The organism is Ruegeria sp. HKCCD7559, assembly GCF_013110575.1.
GTDB lineage: Bacteria > Pseudomonadota > Alphaproteobacteria > Rhodobacterales > Rhodobacteraceae > Ruegeria.
Genome location: NZ_WVQU01000011.1, coordinates 1 through 18,815 on the forward strand (window position 1 = coordinate 1; position 18,815 = coordinate 18,815).

The 18,815-nt window shown below is 55.5% G+C and carries 16 protein-coding genes; 7 read left to right on the plus strand and 9 right to left on the minus strand.

Features of this window, described 5'->3' with window-relative positions; genetic code table 11:
* Positions 1-33 precede the first annotated feature (33 nt).
* Together GS605_RS19165 and GS605_RS19170 are read left to right on the plus strand one after the other, a co-directional pair.
* Positions 34-1,404, plus strand: a complete 1,371-nt coding sequence (locus GS605_RS19165; protein WP_171724990.1) for a nucleotide sugar dehydrogenase — start codon at positions 34-36, stop codon at positions 1,402-1,404.
* Positions 1,405-1,784: 380 nt separating this feature from the next.
* Positions 1,785-1,988 carry a hypothetical protein gene (locus GS605_RS19170; protein ID WP_171120538.1) on the plus strand — a complete coding sequence of 68 codons (204 nt, stop codon included), beginning with the start codon at positions 1,785-1,787 and terminating at the stop codon, positions 1,986-1,988.
* A 4-nt stretch (positions 1,989-1,992) separates the two neighbouring features.
* Here GS605_RS19170 and GS605_RS19175 read toward each other — a convergent pair whose 3' ends face one another.
* Positions 1,993-3,000 (minus strand): replication initiator protein A, encoded by a 1,008-nt coding sequence (locus tag GS605_RS19175; protein ID WP_171637961.1) that lies wholly within the window; start codon positions 2,998-3,000, stop codon positions 1,993-1,995.
* A 401-nt stretch (positions 3,001-3,401) separates the two neighbouring features.
* On the opposite strand from GS605_RS19175, the gene GS605_RS19180 reads away from it, so the two are divergent.
* Together GS605_RS19180 and GS605_RS19185 are read left to right on the plus strand one after the other, a co-directional pair.
* Positions 3,402-4,814, plus strand: a complete 1,413-nt coding sequence (locus tag GS605_RS19180; RefSeq protein ID WP_245223642.1) for an AAA family ATPase — start codon at positions 3,402-3,404, stop codon at positions 4,812-4,814.
* Positions 4,815-4,891: 77 nt separating this feature from the next.
* Positions 4,892-5,908 (plus strand): ParB N-terminal domain-containing protein, encoded by a 1,017-nt coding sequence (locus tag GS605_RS19185; protein WP_171637959.1) that lies wholly within the window; start codon positions 4,892-4,894, stop codon positions 5,906-5,908.
* 28 nt (positions 5,909-5,936) lie between these two features.
* Here the strand turns inward: GS605_RS19185 and GS605_RS19190 are convergent, their stop codons facing one another.
* The 3 genes from GS605_RS19190 to GS605_RS19200 all read right to left on the minus strand — a co-directional run bounded on the left by GS605_RS19190 (position 5,937) and on the right by GS605_RS19200 (position 8,762).
* The gene (locus GS605_RS19190) at positions 5,937-6,992 is read right to left on the minus strand and encodes a tyrosine-type recombinase/integrase (RefSeq protein WP_171724991.1); all 1,056 of its coding nucleotides are present in this window, start codon (positions 6,990-6,992) and stop codon (positions 5,937-5,939) included.
* A gap of 391 nt (positions 6,993-7,383) precedes the next feature.
* Positions 7,384-7,776 (minus strand): GtrA family protein, encoded by a 393-nt coding sequence (locus tag GS605_RS21295; protein WP_171724992.1) that lies wholly within the window; start codon positions 7,774-7,776, stop codon positions 7,384-7,386.
* Positions 7,773-8,762: a glycosyltransferase family 2 protein gene (locus GS605_RS19200; RefSeq protein WP_171724993.1), complete on the minus strand. Its 990-nt coding sequence runs from the start codon at positions 8,760-8,762 to the stop codon at positions 7,773-7,775. Before GS605_RS19200 ends, GS605_RS21295 begins: the two co-directional genes overlap by 4 nt.
* 236 nt (positions 8,763-8,998) lie before the next feature.
* Here GS605_RS19200 and GS605_RS19205 point away from each other — a divergent pair, with 236 nt between their 5' ends.
* Positions 8,999-10,885, plus strand: a complete 1,887-nt coding sequence (locus GS605_RS19205) for a hypothetical protein (RefSeq protein WP_171724994.1) — start codon at positions 8,999-9,001, stop codon at positions 10,883-10,885.
* Between the two features lie 15 nt (positions 10,886-10,900).
* Positions 10,901-12,232, plus strand: coding sequence for an arylsulfotransferase family protein (locus tag GS605_RS19215; protein WP_253283356.1), 1,332 nt, complete (start codon positions 10,901-10,903; stop codon positions 12,230-12,232).
* On the opposite strand, the gene GS605_RS19220 is transcribed toward GS605_RS19215, so the two are convergent.
* From GS605_RS19220 to GS605_RS19230, 3 genes are all read right to left on the minus strand, one after another.
* Entirely contained in the window at positions 12,199-13,170 is a 972-nt protein-coding gene (locus GS605_RS19220; protein ID WP_171724997.1) for a sulfotransferase, read from the minus strand. The two genes, GS605_RS19215 and GS605_RS19220, sit on opposite strands and share 34 nt — an antisense overlap.
* Before the next feature lie 128 nt (positions 13,171-13,298).
* The gene (locus tag GS605_RS19225; protein WP_171724998.1) at positions 13,299-13,568 is read right to left on the minus strand and encodes a hypothetical protein; all 270 of its coding nucleotides are present in this window, start codon (positions 13,566-13,568) and stop codon (positions 13,299-13,301) included.
* 113 nt (positions 13,569-13,681) lie between these two features.
* Entirely contained in the window at positions 13,682-13,906 is a 225-nt protein-coding gene (locus GS605_RS19230; protein ID WP_171724999.1) for a hypothetical protein, read from the minus strand.
* 573 nt (positions 13,907-14,479) lie between these two features.
* On the opposite strand from GS605_RS19230, the gene GS605_RS19235 reads away from it, so the two are divergent.
* Positions 14,480-14,884 (plus strand): GtrA family protein, encoded by a 405-nt coding sequence (locus GS605_RS19235; RefSeq protein ID WP_171725000.1) that lies wholly within the window; start codon positions 14,480-14,482, stop codon positions 14,882-14,884.
* On the opposite strand, the gene asnB is transcribed toward GS605_RS19235, so the two are convergent.
* Positions 14,881-16,785, minus strand: a complete 1,905-nt coding sequence (asnB, locus tag GS605_RS19240; protein WP_171725001.1) for an asparagine synthase (glutamine-hydrolyzing) — start codon at positions 16,783-16,785, stop codon at positions 14,881-14,883. The genes GS605_RS19235 and asnB overlap by 4 nt on opposite strands.
* A gap of 1 nt (position 16,786) precedes the next feature.
* Positions 16,787-18,508, minus strand: coding sequence for a glycosyltransferase family 39 protein (locus tag GS605_RS19245; RefSeq protein WP_171725002.1), 1,722 nt, complete (start codon positions 18,506-18,508; stop codon positions 16,787-16,789).
* Positions 18,509-18,815 lie beyond the last annotated feature (307 nt).

Here is an 18,815-nt window from a genome sequence, read left to right on the forward strand (position 1 = left end):
ATTCAGTGTGACTTTGTACGATCAGGATAGATTATGAACTACGAAACCTCGCACCATCAATCCCTCAAGCAGCTTATCGCGGCGCGCGATGCGCGGGTTGCCGTGGTCGGGCTGGGCTATGTTGGCCTGCCGCTGGCGCTGACGGCTTATGATGAAGGGTTTGATACCACCGGCGTTGATCTCAACCCCGACCGGGTGGCGCGGATCAATCAGGGGGGTCAGGTCATCTCGTATCTGGCACCGGATCGGATCGCACACGCGGTGGAGAGTGGGCGCTTTCGCGCAACGCAGGACGCCGCAGCACTGGCCGAGGCCGATATCATCCTGATCTGTGTGCCGACCCCGCTGACCGACGCACAAGATCCCGACATGCGTTTTGTCGCCGCCGCCGCGCAGACCATCGCACAGCATCTGCGCCCCGGTCAGATGGTGGTGCTGGAAAGCAGCGTCTGGCCCGGCGCCACGACCACGCTGGTTCAGCCGATCCTCGAAGCGGGCGGTTTGCGGGCAGGTTCCGATTTCTTTTTGGCCTTCTCGCCCGAGCGCGAAGACCCCGGCAATGACAAGTTCGACACGCACAGTATCCCCAAGGTGGTCGGCGCCGACGATCCGCTGTCGCGGCAACTGGTCGAGGATTTCTATCGCGCCATCGTCACCAGCGCCGTACCGGTCAGTTCGGCCGCCACGGCCGAAGCGGTGAAGCTGGTCGAAAACAGCTTTCGCACCGTCAATATCGCGCTGGTCAATGAATTGAAGACCGCGCTTGAAGCAATGGACGTGGATGTCTGGGAAGTGATCGAGGCTGCGGCGACCAAGCCGTTCGGCTTTATGCCCTTCTATCCCGGTCCTGGAATTGGTGGGGCCTGCATCCCGGTGTCTCCGGCCTATCTGGCCTGGCGCGCCGCGGATGCAGGATCTGATACGCCGCTGATCAATCTGGCCCGCTCCAGCAATGACGCCGTTCCGTCGATGCTGGCGGCACGGATGGCGGCGGAACTGGCCGCGCGCAACGGGTCTGCATTGGCGGAAACCGGGCACCCCCTGACCGGACAGCGCATTCTGCTGATGGGCATCGCCTATAAGCGCGATGTCGAGGATACCCGCCGCAGCCCGGCGCTGGTGCTGCTGGACGAGCTGGAAAAGCTTGGGGCCGAGGTCGAGTATCACGACCCGTATTTCCCCCGCCTGCCCGAAGGCGGCGAATACCCGCAGCTTGCGGGCCGGACATCCCAGCCACTGACGGCGGACAACCTGAAACGCTATGCGGCGGTGGCCGTAATCACCGATCACAGCGCCCCGGATTATGGTCTGGTCGCGCGCGAGGCCGCGCTGGTCTTTGACACGCGCAACGTCTTTGAAAAGCAGGGGATCAGGGTGGCAGACGGGCGCTTGGTCAAGATGTGACCCCCAAAAATCTCTGATCATTCCATGGCCGAAGCGCACGCGAGTCTGCCATTCCATCCAAATGATCGCGGATTGACAGAACTGTGTCATAGGCGGACCTTTGCACATTTTCTGGGATCGTCGGCGTTCTATATTGCTGTCACAAAAGTTTTAAGGAACTATCTGTTCAGACATATTCATGTCTCAATAAATTATAAGCAGTGTTGCGCGAGTAGTGGAGCAAAGCTCCTTCCGGTAAAAATAACCAAATTTTAACCTCTGGTGGTTCAAAGTTTTGCCATGATTTCATCGCGGAATCATTTTGGGCATCTGCTCAATGGCATGACGGCGCCCACCTGGGTTTGACCAGACCAAGACCATAGCCGGAGGACTTGGAGAAGATGATTGGAATTATCGGGATAGCCATTCTAGTTGGCCTGTGCGCCGGCGGGTTTGCTTTGATTTCCGGTGCGTCCATCCTGATGGCTCTGGGCAGCTACATCCTCTTTGGCTGGCTGTTCATCATTGCAGCCCTCATTGTTATCGGCGCTGTCAAAATCGTGAAGACACGCGTGCAGAAACAAAACCCCGCCTATTCCAGCTAAGCGCCTAGTCCCGTCCGGCGACCCTTTTGGCCACATAGCCCAGAAACGCCCGCTGCGGATTTCTGATCTGTGGGCGGCCTGACGCGGCCCAATAAGCCAGCCAATCCGCTTCCAGCGCATAGACATCGTGGCCAGGCGCCATCGCCCTGGCCTCCTCCAGCGCCTGCGGCGGCAGGATCGGCTTGTCCGGCCCCTCGACCACCTGACCCCGGCGCGAGAACCGGATCAGGTCGCCCGGCTCTTCGGTCATCTCATAATCGGGCAGGTGATCGGCTGCGATCATGTCACGGATCATCTTGCGGAACACCCGCCGGGGTGAGGCCGAGCCGGACTTTTTCAACAGCACCTCGACCGAGATCCGCCACTCGGGCTGACGCCCGCAATGTTTGCGTGCCAGCTCATAAATCCGCCGCTCCAGCGGTTTGCGCAGGCGGAAGTAATCGCGGCTGAGGGTTAGCACCGATTTCGCCAGCACCGCGCGGAACAGCCAGTCCGACAGTTTCACGCTGACGCTGGCCATCCGCCCCGCCCTTGTGTGACGCACGATTTCCCAGCTTTCGATCAGGCCGAACCCCGTGGTGGTTTCCGTTTCACCGGTCACAATGTTCGTGGTGATCCTTGTGCCGGCCAGCCGCTCGAACGCTTCGCGCAGACGCTTGTAACCGTCACCGCTGGTTTCGCGGTTGGTGGCCACCAGCAGATCATGCGCCTTCAGATGCAACACCCGGCTGACAGTCCGGCCCGCATTGATCGCCGCCATCAGCTGGCTGATGCAAAAGATCAGGATGTCCTTGTCGTGGATCGTCGCCAGACCGCGCACCGAAGGCGTCACCGTGATCTCGACCCCATTATGTTCGTAATTGAGGATGCGCCGGTCCGGCCGGGTCGAGAGCGAAAACATAGGATGCTCCATCGAACCCATATCTGTCTTGGGCAGCGCATCGAAGATATCGCATACAAAAAAATCGCCCGTTGGGTGCCGGTCAGGCAACAACGCCCCTGACCCGCTCATACTGCCCTGCCCATATGTCCTGCCCGAATCTTTGTTCGTGGTTTTATTGACGCTCACCGTAGAGTTATCCACAGGATGCGTAAAGCCGCCGGAACGTGGGTTCAGAGTCACTGCAACGTGGGATCAGAGTCACCCTATCGTGGGATCAGATTCAGTATGATCTACAAGAAATACAAAAACCGCTTTTTTTTCTTACACTTAATAGAATTCAGATTCAGCCGTAACTAATAAGATAACAGGATTCTAACTGAACATTTTTTTGCTATAGGCCCAAAAGCAGCGTCTCGAAGGCTTTCTACCCCTTAATTTTGCTTAGAAAATCCGGTTTTGTACTCATAATGCTTTCACATGCTTTCTTTTGTGGTATATTGGCTAAAACATAGCACATGGGCAGTATTTCAATGCGAGCAGCAACGTCCGAGGGGCTTCCCCCGTATTTCAATATCGACCCGGATCTGGCCTATGCTGAACTGGGCGACCCAACCGGAACACATGAGTTCTCGCAAATCGCGGATGCCTGTGCGCGGGGGCGTAGCGACCTGGCGAACCGGGGGCTGGAAGAAAACGGTCAGAAAAAGCTGCGCCTGTTTTCAACCTGGGAAATCACCAAATATCTGATCCCTGTCGCGCCTGCTCATTTTCGCCGGGTCCTGAAGGGCAACCCGGATCTGCCGCAGGGACAGTCCGAAACCGAAGGCGGTGCCAAGTGGTTTACGCTGGATGAGGTTCTGCGGCTGCGGGCGCATTTCGCCTCGGAAGGATCCAAAGCGAAAGAATACCGCCCCTACCGCCCCGAGGGTCTGCCCGCCAAGATCGTGTCCGTGGCCAATTTCAAGGGCGGTGTTGGCAAAACCTCGACCTGCGCGCATCTGGCCATGTCGGCAGCTCTGGACGGTTACAAGGTGCTGGTCATCGACCTGGACAGCCAGGGTTCGATGACGTCGATCTTTGGCGGCAAGGTCAGCGATGAATGGCAGACGGTGTTCCCCTTGCTTGCCCGCCACTACGCCACCCATCTGCGCCGGGACAATCAGGGACGTCTTGACCGGGGTGAGGCCCCGCATCCGATCGACGATACCCTGTCCGAGGCGCTGAAGACCCGCAGCAGCGATCTGATCCAAACCACCCACTGGCCGAATATCGATCTGATCGGAGCGCAGCTGAACCTCTATTGGGCGGAATTCCAGATCCCCGTCTGGCGAATGCAGGGCCGCAGCTGGAAGCTGTGGGATGCGCTGACGGATACGCTGGACGAAGATGGGGTGCTGGACGATTACGATATCATTTTCATCGATACCCCTCCCGCCCTTGGCTATCTGACGATCAACGGGCTGGCCGCCTCGGATATCCTTCTGGTGCCCATGGGGGCCTCGTTCCTGGAGTTCGACTCCACGGGTCGCTTCTTTGACATGCTGCATTCCACCTTCCAGTCCATCGAGGATGGCGAGAACATGGCCGCCCGCGCCCTGGGGCGGCCCGAGATGGCGTTTCAGTGGGATGCGGTGCGCACGATCATCACCCGCTATGACGGCAGCCAGCAGGCGGAACTGGCCGGGCTGATGCAGGCCTATCTGGGCCGGACCCTGTCGCCGCACTGGCAGGGCTACACGGCGCTGATCGGTCAGGCGGGGGAACAGGTCAACGGTATCTACGAGGCCGATTACCGCGATTTCAACCGCGAGACCTATGTGCGCGGGCGGGAAACCTTTGATGCCACCTATGCCTCGTTCAAGAAGCTGCTGATCGGCGTCTGGCGGGGCGAAGAACGGGCCCGGCAGGCCGAAGAGGCGGGAACACCGGAATTGTCGCTCTGAGCGCGATGTTTCGCGCGCGAAACACGCCTGCCACGTCCCGAAACAGAGTCTGATCCGCGCAGGAAAAGGAGAAACCAATGGCAAAACGTAAACGACTGACCCCTGCCCGACCGGATTATCTGGAAGACAACCGCCCTGCCCCCGGGCTGAATCCCATGTTCCCCACAGACGCCCCCCGGACCACGCCGCCGGTTGCGCAGGTGGCCGGGGCCACGGCGGCTCAGGCGGCGCTGGAAGAGCTGTCCGGAGAATTGCGTGCCGCGCGGGCCGAAGGGCGCTTGGTGCAGGATCTGCCATTGGACGCCATCGAGGAAGCCTATCTGGTCCGTGACCGTATGGCGGCCGATGACGCGGATATGGAGGCGCTGAAGGAAAGCCTGAAGGCCCGTGGCCAGCAAACCCCGATCGAGGTCGTGGAACTGGAGGGCGGGCGGTACGGGTTGATCTCGGGCTGGCGGCGTCTGACAGCGCTGCGAGCTTTGGCGCAGCAAACGGGCGAGGCCCGCTTTGAGACCGTGCGTGCGTTCCTGAGGCAGCCGCAGAGCGCATCTGATGCCTATGTGGCCATGGTCGAGGAAAATGAAATCCGCGTCGGGCTGAGCTATTATGAGCGCGCCCGGATCGTGGCGCGCGCGGCAGAGCAGGGCGTTTACCCGGATGAGACTGCGGCCCTGCGCGGGTTATTCGCCTCGGCCAGCCGGGCGAAGCGATCCAAGATCGGGTCTTTCATCGCGATCTATCACGCGCTGGATGACCATCTGCGCTTTGCGTCAGCTATTCCTGAACGGTTGGGGTTGTCGATTGCGAAAGTTCTGAAAGAGGAGGCAAAAGCAGCTTCCTTGATCACCACCGCTCTGCGGAAGGCCGCGCCTCAGAGCGTGGAAGCCGAGATTTCAGCTCTGACCCGTGCAGTGAACGGCCTGGGGTCGAATGGGGAAAACCCACCTGCTGCCAAGCCCCCCCTGAAAGAGACATTCGGCGGCATTCAGTTGAAACAGAGTCGAAACGGTGCACAGGTCACCCTGTCCGGCGAGGGAATGTCCGAGACATTTCTTGCGGAGCTGAAAGCCTGGCTGCACGCGCGCGGCACATGATGTTTCGCGCGCGAAACAGATCCTCTCATCACCCCAACAGATCCGTCGCCGGGTTTTCGGCGATATCGACGTCGTCATAGTATTTCTGCGCCTGCGCCACAGAGCGGTGCAGCGACAGCCGCATGGCGGCCTGGATCGGCGCACCGTCCAACGCGGCTTGGGTCAGAAAGCCAGACCGCAATCCATGCGGCGAGGCGAAATCCTCGGGCAATCCGGCCAGCCTGAGACGATGTTTGACAATCTGATAGATCGCATCCGGGGTCAGGCGGCGGTTCAGCACCCGGTCCGCCTTGGAGATCGGGCGAAAGAGCGGTCCGTCGGCAATCTCACCGACCTCGATCCAATGCACCAGCGCCTGCGCGGCGCGGCCTTTCAGGATCAGGCGCGGCGTCTCTCCCTTGGCCGTGGTCTTGGTTTCCAGCAGCGACAGCCAGGCGACGCCGGATGTGTCGAACTCCTTCAGCGAGACATCTTCGCGCATCAACCCGGTGATCTCGGACCGGCGGCGCCCGCCGCTGGCCCAGCCCAGCATCAGGATCGCCCGGTCGCGGCAATCGCGCCGCGAGCCGCGGCAGGTGGCCAGCAACTGTTCCAGCACTCCGCGGGTGATCGGATGCTGCGACTTTGGGGCAGGGGGGCGGGCGGCCGCCCGGCGCGCCTTGGCCCGGGCCTGTTTCACCTGCGGCGCATCAAACGGGCTGGTCAGGTTCTTCATCCGGTGAAAGGCCAGCCAGGAGGCAATGCGCCGGTCCAGCGTCGACGGCGCCGGGCAGGCCAGCGATTTGCGCAGCCCCCGCGCAATCAGCACCTCCGCGGTTTGACGCGCAATATCTTCATCGGGCGCATCACCCAGATCGCGCGCATGATCAAGGATGAAGGCCAGCGCCGTGGCCTCACTTTCGGGCCAGTCCAGCGCCACCCCGAAGCGCGCCATTTTCCACGCCGTCACATAGATCAGATCGCGTTCATAAGCCCGCAGCGTATTGGCGGGGGTGCCGCGGATATAAAGATCACTCAGCGCGTCCTGATCTGCCTGCGACAGGGCAGGGGCGGCGGCGGGGAGATATGGGGCAGGGGGCTTCATGGCGGCCACTCTGCGCGCAAATCGGCGGGAAATCAATCACATCTGATAAGGGGTACTTATCAGGCACAATTGAGACCTACGAACCCATTTAAAGTAATGAGCGAAACGTCCTACTTTTGCGCATAAGGGTGAAATTTTGTTATAAACCTAAACCCTTGGTTACGCTCTCTTAACGAGGGTCTCTGAGATGACCGTTGGCTGGGCCGGTTGTATAAGTTTCAAGTTTTTACCCCTACACCCGTTTTAAAGTGATTAGTGGCTGCGATAAATGTGGGGTGCGCTATATGCGGTAATCCTCCAAGTGGGACTTTGAAGCGCGGCTGTTCAAGTGATCGCGCTTTATAGAGTGTGGTGTAAGATTATTAGCTTGACGATGTCCCCCGCAAACTTCTCATGAGGATAGCTTGGCGAATGCCCATCGGCGAGATGCCAGATATGTAGTTGCCGGAACCGTTAAGATAATCACGTTGAGAGCTATAAAATAGTTCAACCCCCATAAATTGACTATCAGATAGACAATCACCTGGTTGAGAAGCAGCCCAAAACCCGCAACCGCTAGGAATCGTGGCATAGCCCGCCTGTGACCAGCCTCGGATTGAAAGCTGAATCGGTGATGACCAAAGTAAGACACTATGAACCCTGTTCCAAATCCAAATGCGTTGGCTGAGAATGGATGCAGGTCGGAGATTTCAATCAATGTAACCGCAAGAAGAGCATGAGTGACTGTAGCGAGGATACCAACAACCCCGAAGGACAGAATACTTTTAAGATCAAAGGGCCTCATGAGTGCTCGTCCGGACTTGAAACGATGCGCTCCACCACAAAGTGGGGGCGTCGTTTGCTTTGCAGATAGAGTCTCCCAATATACTCACCAAGAATACCAATTGTCAGAAGCTGAACCGAGCTTACCAACAGCACCACCACCATCACCGAGGACCAGCCCGAAACGACATCCCCGGTAAACCATTGGAATAGGACCCAGACAATTAATGCCAGCCCTAGTACGGTGGTCAAAAGTGCCAGCAGTGTTGCTAAGCGCAGTGGAACAATGGAAAACCCGGTGATAGCATCAACGGCCAAGCGTAGCATCTTTTTAAACGGGTACTTAGTTTCCCCAGCAAAGCGTTCTGCCCGGTCATATGGCAAGGGTACTTGCCGAAACCCCAGCCAGCTGACCATTCCGCGAATAAAACGGTCTTCTTCTGGCATAGTGTTCAGGTAATCGACTACAGTGCGGGACATCAGGCGGAAATCTCCGGTATCAAGCGGAATTTCGACATCGGTCAGTTGATCTAACAGGCGATAAAACGCGGCTGCGGTTGTGCGCTTGGCTACTGTTTCACCCGCCCGCTGCTGACGTTGCCCATAAACGACATCAGCTCCGTTCTGCATCAACTCAAGCATCTCGGGCAAAAGCTCGGGGGGGTCTTGCAGGTCTGCATCCAACACAAGAATATTTGCACCGCGTACATATGCCAGCCCAGCTGAAAGCGCTTTCTGATGCCCGTGGTTTCGAGACAGGATAATTGCACGGATATTGGGCTTGGTTTCCGCAAGCTCTATGATCATGTCCCGTGTGCGGTCGCTGGATCCATCGTCGACCAAGATGAGTTCCCAGGATGATCCAACGCATGTTTCGGCCACGGCGCTGACCCGGCGAACGAGTTCCGGTAGGACCGCTTCTTCGTTGAAACAAGGAACTACGATTGACAAGCTGACGATGGCCTGTTCCATCTGTTCTTCCGTATCCGATTTTTGTACTTTGTTCATCGTTACAATAACTCTTTCCGGTCTGCGCGCGGATTAGACTTTTAGACCCCAATTGTTTTATAAAACAGAAATTTCGAAGTAATAACGCGAATTTCGGAAACAGTTCTTTCCCTTCTTGCTCGTCCTCAGAGCGTCGGATGACAAAAGGTGGGAGATTTACTAATAACAGAGGCGGATTTCGAAGAAAGGTCTTGTCGGGTGGTATTGGTTTGTGTGGTTCATAATTGGACTTTGCCATGACCGATGCAAGGATACCAGCACGGCTTCTGTTTGTATCAGCTGTCATTGCTGCCGTTTTGTTTCTGCCTACTGCCGGGATCGGTATCGCACGATCTGGATACAATCCGGATGAATGGCGGTTTGCGGCTGGCCTTGAACGAGGGTTTGCTGAAGTTCACGGTCGCTGGGCGACGCATTGGGCTCACGAGGTTCTTTTTGAACAGGGTGCGTCGATTGCAATCCTAGTCTCCATCATTTTTGCGGCTTTATTTGGGGTTGCTGCTCTGATTGCACGTGAGGCTATTGCGACGACGGGGCCAGCCATGGTCGTAGCTTCCATCCTAACAGTTTTTCTGGCCGGGTCTTCGCATGTTTATCTGACCGAGCTTTTGCACTATCAGACGCTGGCACCGTGGTTTTGTCTTGGTCTTCTTGCGTCTGTCGGGGCCATGGTACTGATTGAGCCCACGGGCATGCGGTCGCGTTCTGGGCTGATCCTGCGAATGGCCGTCGCCGCAGAATTGATGGCCATATCCATTGGCTTTTATCAAAGTTATGTTTTGCTGGGGTTTATTATTCCGGCTCTGGTTCTGATCCGGGTTGATCGGTTTAACCACAGGCAATGCCTGTTCTGTCTGTTGAGGGTCCTAATCGTCTCAGGTGCAGCTCTGGTCCTGTATCAACTGCAGCGTGACATTACGATTTACGCCCTGAACCTCGATGCAAATTTTCGTTTCTCGGGTGGCATAGATGCTGCGGTATTTGCCGATAAGCTGTCGGCTTTCTACCGGATTGAGAAGCTCATACATAGCGGTGGGCTTCTGGGGGTGCCGTCCTTTTATCGCCGCCTGTTCCTGTTGACTTCAGCCATAGCCTGCATCTTGGTTTTTATAGCGGCGGCGGTAGCTGTCTTTGCTGCGCGCAGGCTTGTCGGAGGAGGGTGGATGGGCGGATTGCGCGTGCTCGTCGGGGGATTGGGCGCGTTTTTCATCTTGCCGGTTCTGATCTGGTTTCTTTATCCGGAACCCTATCTGATCGGGCGTAGCATAGGGTTTGTTGGGTTTATCTTTGCGGGCATTGTTTTGGCTTCGGGCACGGTTATCGTGCAGGCGGCCGATGGGGTGTCTGTATCACGCCTGGTACGGGCCGGAGTGATGAGTTTGTGCTTGGTTTATGGCGTCGGTCAGGCAGTTGCCTCATCACATATCTGGCCCCTGTTTAACCAAATGGCGGAGCGGGACATTGAATTGGCGGACGCTATTGTAGAACGAGCCCGGACACTGGATGCATTCGATGTCAGATTTACACCGATCCGATCAGTCGGTGAGCCTTGGTCTCCGTCTCTGAAATTCGGCGATTTTCAAACCCAAAGCACGTTTCATCGCGGTGTGGATATGAACTCCATTTTTCAGGTTCGCTATGGTGCGGCAGACTACGCTGGGTCGGTGTTGACCCCGCCGCAGGCATGCACGGGGTTTCCGGCAGATGGATCGGTTTTTATGGTCGACGATACACTGTTTGTCTGTTTCGAAAATCTGAACCCCTTGTCAGTTCAATTCACCTGCTTCCCACTGGGCGGTAATGCGCGCGGTGCGATTTGTTATTCTGATGGGATGGCGGTTTTGATCGGTCAGACCTGCGCCGATATTGATCCCGGTACTGGTCAGATTGTTGCAACACAGCTGGATGAAGCCGGGCGATGGATCAGGTCGAATCAGTTTTACTGGCAAGCTAAAGATACCGAGATGAACGGCCTTTGTTATCGGTTTGTCGAGACGGCTAACCTCCCGTTCTCGACTTTGCGGATTGAGCATAAGTTGGCAGCGTCCGAAACGGCGTGGATGATCGAATATGACGTGAAGGATGCACGCCCTCTGAAGGAAATATTCGATACAGTTAATTAATGGGAGTATGTCGCAATGGGGAGCAGGAATGCATTTGGGCTTGTTATTTTTCTGGCAAGCGGCGCGCTACTCGCTTTTCTTGCGGGCGTTTCGGCTGCGGTGCTGAACCTGCCGCCGACGGCCTTAATCCGCGAGGCAAAGGATACAGCAGAGGAACTGATCAGGGGTCCGTGGTACCGTGATCCCCGGTGGATGCCGCGCCGGTATGAAGGCGTTGGTTTGGTAAAGCATGACACTGAACGCAGTTGGTCCGGGCTTACGGTTATTCAGGGCATGTTCGACGAAGGCATACAGGCACGGGTCTACGATGCAGATGGTACGCTTCTGCGTGAGTGGCCGCTGGATTTTCACGCCATCTGGCCTGATCCGACCCATATCGTGCCTGCCAGCGCAATCCCCCAAGGATCAGGGGGATATCACACGCAAGGAATTGCTCTGCAGGAAGACGGGTCTGTCTTAATCAATTTCGCAGAACGTGGCACGGTACGTCTTGGCCCTTGTGGTGATGTCGTCTGGACCGTTGATCAGATGACCCACCACTCGATCACGGAAAACCCGGACGGGAGCTACTGGATTCCAAATAAGCGTGATCCTTCAACGGTGGCTCCGGAATACATGCTTCCGGGCGCCTCAGTCGAGGCTATCCTGAATTCCGACAATTATTATGCCGATTCAGCCCTACGGATTGACCCGGAGGGGCGTGTTGTCGAAGATATCCCGATCCTTGAGCCGACAATCGACTGGTTGGCCGAGCACCAAGAGTTTGAAATCATCCACGGGCTCAATCCGGAAGATCTAGATCCCGTACATCTCAATGATATCGAAGTTGTCACTCCTGAATTGAGTGCGCGCATTCCTGGTGCGGAAGCCGGTGACTTACTGCTGTCCATGCGCAATCTCAACGCGCTGGCTGTGCTTAACAAAGCCAGTGGCAAGATCGTCTGGATGCAGCACGGGCCATGGGTACAGCAGCATGATCCGGACATAGCGCCGGACGGGACCATCACGGTTTTTGATAATGGCGGTGGTGCTATGGTGCCCGGGCGCGATTTCGCCGGGGCACGTATTCTTCGCTTTGATCCTGCCACCAGTCTGACCGAGACGATTTATCCGTCAACAGAGGATCATTTGTTTTTCAGCTTCATAATGGGCACGCACCAGACTTTGCCTAATGGGAATATCCTTGTGACCGAAAGCATGTCTGGCCGTGTTTTCGAAATCACCCCAGACGGAGAGCTTGTCTGGTCTATGGTGTTTGTGGCCGGAACCAGCTCGGCTGCGCTCGTAGAAGAGGCGCGGCGCTATCCCTTGGATTATGTTGATCGGTCCGTCTGGGTCTGTTCCTGATCAGCATGCGCGTGCGGGTAGCCGGAGCGCGTGGAAAGTGTGGCATAGATCGCCTCCGCCTCTGCGACCAGCGCCGGTGAAAACTGCCCGGGATCGGTTTTGCGTGTCAGTGGGCGGATCAGATCGGTCGCTCCGGATAATTCACCCGGATCCAGATCCAGCGTCAGACACAATTGTTGCAGGACCGGTCCGGGATCAGAACAAAGCGCCTCATAGGGCAATATCTGTACGTGTTCGTACCGTTCTTCGACATGTTGGAAAGCAGCGATCCAATAGGCCAACCAATAATCATGCGCGTCTGGTGTTGCGCGTTCTGACAGCCCGGGAAATCCGAATGGGCGGTGCAGTTCTCCAAACTCGAAATGGCCGATATCTGCCATATACCGTGTGACGAACGAATCTGCGGCCTGTTGCATCGCAAAATTTCTATGTTGACGCAAAAGCGAGGCCGCGTGTTCCAGCGGATGACGCAAGACAACCAGAATATGAGCATCGGGCAACATTTCCTTCAAAAGGTCGATACGTGCGATGTTAGCGTTATTCTTTGAGACATAGCGCGCCACAGCGCTGTTCTCGGGCCGCCTGAGGGACACGATCTTTTGCATGTGTTTGCGAAAAAATGCCGTCGCTTCTGTATGGAGATGACGTGGTTTCCAAAGCGGAATCCGCTGCGCGTGTCGATAATGATCGGGCCAATGCGCCTTCCAGAATACCTCTTCAAAGCTTTCGGGGCTGTCGAACCCAATTTGTACCCCATCGCCATGAGCGCGTTCGCGGGCTTCGCCCTCCCGACGGAAGCGCCCAAAGAACCGGTCCCAAAAAATCGGCGCCAGAACAAACGGCATGTCGCGATATGTATGAGAGGCCAAATCTGGATGTTGGGACAAAAGCTCCAATACCAGTGTTGTTCCGGCACGGGCCAACGATGTAATAAACACTGGGTTACGATCATTGGCGCCCGTAAATTGCCGGGCCAATGTGCTATTTTCTATATCAGCTGCGACCATTTGGACGGACGGGCCCGCAAAAGCCAGCCGGTGAAATATCCGCTCAGACCGGTTGTATCTTACTTCAAAGTCCACACCCGCCCCTTCAAATACCAAAGTGCGATCAGAGAGACAGACAGGATGATGATCACATCCCAGCGCAGAAGCCAGGCAGTGACGGCCTCGGTCTCGGCAAGCCCTAGAGCGTTCGCTGTCAGGATTGGGGCCGCGCTGATGGCAAGGATTGTCAGAAAGCGCCAGAGTATTTGTCCGAAATAACCGAATAGGCGCAGCGATGCACGTTGTACGGCAGTTTCGCGTGCCTCTTCGTTCAGGCTAGGGTCGCGCATAGCCGCAACAGCAGCAGAAGCAATATTGATCGCTGATATTGCTGTCGGTATGAGGCGCAACGCGACTAGAGCCAGCACAAACGCGACTACTGCGGTCAATCCGACGGCTACGATCACGTATTTGATTTCGGGTCGTCTCCGGATACCCCGTCCACAGGTTTCCGCCGCCGCATCATGCGTTTGACCGGGTACCACACGAACCCGATAATCGCGAGCAGCACGGCTCCGACCAGTGCGACAAGCGTGCCGATTGCGCCCAGCCCAGCCCCGGGTCCGATATACGCCAGTGCGGTCGTTGGGATGATAAGTAACCCGGATAAAAGAATTAACATACGCATTGTGGTTATCACCTCAATCTTCAACTCACATAAGTACGGTACAGCGGGGCAGCAGTCATGCAATCGTCAAGAAGGTTAGCACTTTAGCTCTCAGGTACAAAGGCTCCAAACTTCCTGCGTGCCCTAGTTGCCTGTTTCCCTGCGATGATGTGTACGGAGCGCCCGATTTGCAAACAGGACAATACGGGTTAGTGTCGGATTATATACCCCATTATCCCATTATCCCATTATATTGTGTAAGGAGCGTCAAAGGTAGCTTGGCTGATATCGAATGTTTTCAAAACGTGGGCGCTTGGGTTTATTAACATTCCGGGTTTGATCGGCTGAGTGTTTCTTGTTTAAGCGCAAAGGTTCCGACAAGACACTGTTTAAAGCCGAGTATTTAGTTAAGATTTTATTTTGTAACACAACCACCTTATCCTGTCATACGCTCCAAGTTCTAAGCGAGAGAGACTTGAGCGGTACGTATTTCTCAAATTACCATCGGAGTAACTTTGCTCTTGAGGACCATTTTAACAGGAAGCATTTTGACACTTTATCTCGGACCGACGGCAATTCCAAAGCTTCAAAACCATGATCTCAGAGCTCAAAGATAAGCGCCTGCTCCTCAGGTTTCTCAGTATCAGCGTTCTGGGTACGATTGCGGATTACCTGTTGGCGCTTTTGCTCGTTCTGACTATTGCAGCCCCTTATGTTTTTGCTTCGATATGCGGCTTTGTGCTGGGCTCATTTGTCAATTACTGCGGGCATAATATCTTCAGCTATGAGCATACCGACAAAGGCACAATCTCGCTCCAGGGATATGGCAAATACCTGATGGCGGTTCTGTCATCTTTGCTGGCCCGCCTCGCTGTAGTGGCGGCTCTGGGATATGTGACAACCTTGCCGTTTTGGGTCATCCTTCTGATTGCGATCGGGGCATCTTTTGTTACCAGCTATGTGATTTCGACACTCTGGGTGTTTCGCAAACCGGATTAGGCATCGATGTAAAGCTCGTACCACATCATGTAGTTCAAAAGACCCCAGAGCGGGCGGCCATTGTCTCGTTTCCCGCTCACATGGTCGTTGATCAGTGTCTGCACCGCCTGAACCCGAAACAGGCCTGTGCGCCGAATATTCTCGGGCCCGAGATAGCGCATCATCAGATCTTTCAGCTCGATCTTGAGCCAGCGGGAATAGGGCATTTCAAGCCCGACCTTCTTTTTGTTGAGAATGCTGTCGGGCAGATCGTTTTCCATTGCCCGCCGCATGAGATGTTTCTTACGCCGGTTCTTCATTTTCAGATGTGGGGGGACCGTGGCCATGAACCCGGTCAGCTCTGGGTCGGTAAAGGGCACCCGGGCCTCAAGAGAATGCGCCATGGTCATCCGGTCATTCTTGATCATCAGGTCGTCGGGCAGGAAGATGGTTGAATCGATATACATCAGACGTGACAGTGTCTCTTCCGCACCGCAATGTGCGTAGGCCGCCTGAAAATGACGCACCGAAGGCTGCAAGGACCCGGTGTCTGCAACCCCATCAGCGTAAAGGTCCAGTTTTTCAGCTTCGCCCAGGACAATCCGCCACCACAGATGTGCTTCTTCCGGTGGTAGATCCAGCCCGCCTAAAAAACGCTTGGCCTTGAATTCAAAGCTGAGTTTCTTGTCCGACACAGGCAGGCAGTTCACCAAAGGCTTCATCACGCCGTTCCGAATGAAACTGGGTATCTTCCGGGCTTGTTTATACATGTTGTAGGCTGCGTGTGTATCATAGCCGGCGAACGCCTCGTCGCCGCCTTCGCCCGACAGAACGACAACCACTTCGTCCTTGGCCAGTTCACTGATGAAATATGTTGGTATTGCAGATCCGTCCCCATATGGTTCGTCGGTGAAGGTCAGGTATTTCGGTAACATATCACGCACCATATCGGCGGTGACGGTCACCTCACGATGCTTGGTGCTGAACTTCTCGGCCACAATTCGGGCATAGGGCAGCTCATTGAAACTTTGATCTTCGAAGCCGACAGAATAGGTGTGGATCGGTTCATCCACATGTTTGTGCATGAGTGCGACCAGCGTACTGGAATCCAGCCCCCCCGACAGGAACACGCCAATCGGCACATCCGCAACTAGGCGCCGCTGCAAAGCCTTATCCATCAGGTCATAAGACCTTTGAATCGCCTCTTCTTCGGTTATGCCGGGATCAACGTGGAAGTTCAGATCCCAATACCGCTGCGTCGTCACTGTGCCGTCGCAGGTGACAGTCATGTGATGCCCCGGCGGCATTTCGGAAATACCGTCAAAGGCGGTCTGGGTTCCCGGGATGTAGTTGAAGGTCAGAAAATCATGCAGGGCCTGCATCGATGGTTTCCGCATAACCCGGCTATCGGCGATGATCGCCTTGATCTCGGAGCCAAACCGGAAATAGTCATTATCTTTCTGGTAGAAGAAGGGTTTGATCCCATAGCGGTCGCGCGCCAGATGCAATGACCTGCTGCGGGCATCCCAGATCGCAAATGCAAACATCCCGTTGAGTTCCGGGATCATGTCGAGGCCAATTTCCTCGTAAAGGTGAATCAGGACCTCGGTATCCGTGCGGGACTTGAAGACATGGCCGCGCTCTTCAAGGCGGTATTTCTCTTTCAGTTCCTGAAAGTTGTAGATTTCGCCATTGAAGACAATCACTACAGTGCCGTCCTCGTTTGTCATTGGCTGATGACCTGCATAAGACAGGTCAATCACCGAAAGACGCCGAAAACCCAGCGCAACGTCCTCGTCCAGCCAGACGCCATCATCATTTGGTCCGCGATGGGCCAATGTTGCTGCCATTGCCGTGATCAGCTCTTTTTCGGGGCGATCAGCCGCCGGGTCGACCTGCAGGATTCCGCATATTCCGCACATATCAATCGTTATCCTTTACAGTACTTGTACTCTTTCCTGTGGCTTGGGCCTTGGTCGGATCTGCGAGGTTGACCACCACGTCTCCCCCGCCCAGAGAACCCCGGAACCGCGCAACGGTAGCGTATTCCTTTTTGATCCTCTCCAGTATTCCCGGATATGTGGTCCGGGCATGCACCGGCATCGTATAGACCAACCAGGTTCTGCCTGACTGTGAGGCCAGGCGATCCAGATCATCGGTCGTTTCGATGACATCCCACCCCTTGTCATAGTATGCATTGAACGGAAATCCTGCGATCCCGACAGCAAGAACCGTGTCCCCGGGTTGCAGGTCGCTTTCAATCAGATTGATGGCACCATTGAAATCCTGTTTTGGCAGATACACGTGCCGGAGGGATAAAAGAGATACCGCCACAATGCCTGCGCATATCAGTCTGGGCAGCCATTTCGTGGCTGCGGCGGGCAACCGTGCCAGGTGCGCAGTCAACTGGCCGGCAACAAAGGCACCGCGGATCACGATAAGTATCGCAAATCCGAAGGTGAAAAAGAAAAACCTTGGGAACAGGGTATACCCGATACTGGTCATTGCTATGAAACCGACTCCAACCGGGATCAGAAACAACGCCACAACAACCGGTCGCGTTCGGGCAAAGCTGATGACACCAATCGCAAAGACAAGGCCGGCGGCTATCACAACACCCGCACTGGCCAACCCGATTTGCAGACTGCTGAACAGTTCTGCCAATGCCCAAAAAGGGTTGGTCCACTCGTTGTCTTCGCCCTTCAGTCCGGAATTCAATAGCGCCCCGCCGACCATACTGGGCAAGACCAGAGCATAGACCTGAAACGTAAACAGACCCACCGGGATGAAGCCACAAAACAACCCGTTCCAGCGATAGCGCTTGTATTGCTTGTTTTGCTGGACCCAGGCTGTGCTCCAGATTGCAAAATGCGCAAGCACCATCAGCCCCATAGTAGGGTGCGCATACGCCCCCAGGACGACGGCAAGGCAATACAGCCCCCATTTGCGGGGGCTCCCCTGGCGCATGGCGTCCAGAAACCAGGTGCTGGAAAGCAGGGCAAAGAACAGTAATGCGGTGTAACCACGTGCATTCTGGCTGAACCAGATGTGGTGATAGGAAAACGCCAATAGTGCCGCCGCAAACAGAGCCTCACGAGTCGGGCCGACGCGTCGGGCAAAAAAGTAAATAGCGGCAATGCCGGCAATGCCAAAACCGACCGCAGGCAATCTCAAGGCCCAGACACTGTCATCGAAGACCGACAAAGACAGTCGCGCCAGCACCGAAAACAGGACATGGTTGTTGGCATCGTGATAGGTGCTGACGATCTGCCCGATTGTGAGGGGCATGTAATTTACGGATGTCAGAATTTCATCATACCAGATGCCGGTATCAAGTCGGTAAAACCGTAAAGCCGCGGCGCAAATCAGTAGTAGGCCAAAGATCAGTGTCTGGACCGGGCTAGCGGGAGAAACCTCGGGGTGCTGTGGAGATAGCGGACGGCCAATCGGCAGAAGCCGCAGTAAAAGAAGATATGCCCCTATGATGATGAGACCGGCCTTGAACAGCCAAATCCCCTGGGTAAAGGCCGGATCGGCCGCCGCATCGGCGCCGCGCACCACCCGGGTGAACAGACCGACTGGCAAAAGCAGCCCTAAAGTAGCACTCGTCACTCCCGCCAAAGCGCCAAAAGAAAGCCTGCTCATCCAACTATGTACTCAATACCATTAACGTTTGTGTCCTATGCGCCCTGCGGAATTTTGCAAAACTGGCTCTACCTGTGCCGAGAATACGACAGAGATTACATTTCTTATCACTCATATCAATTTTTGGATCATCAGGAACTTATTCTGCTGATGATCGCGGTTTAACGAAACAATTTCCAGCTATGTGTAATAATGTTTCAATCCGGTGCAAATACATCTCGGTCGAGAGAGCTGTGAAACAGACTTAGCCCGAATTGACTGTTTTGGTCGCATCGTGGTGAACTAAAAGCTGGTTTATTCCGTGACG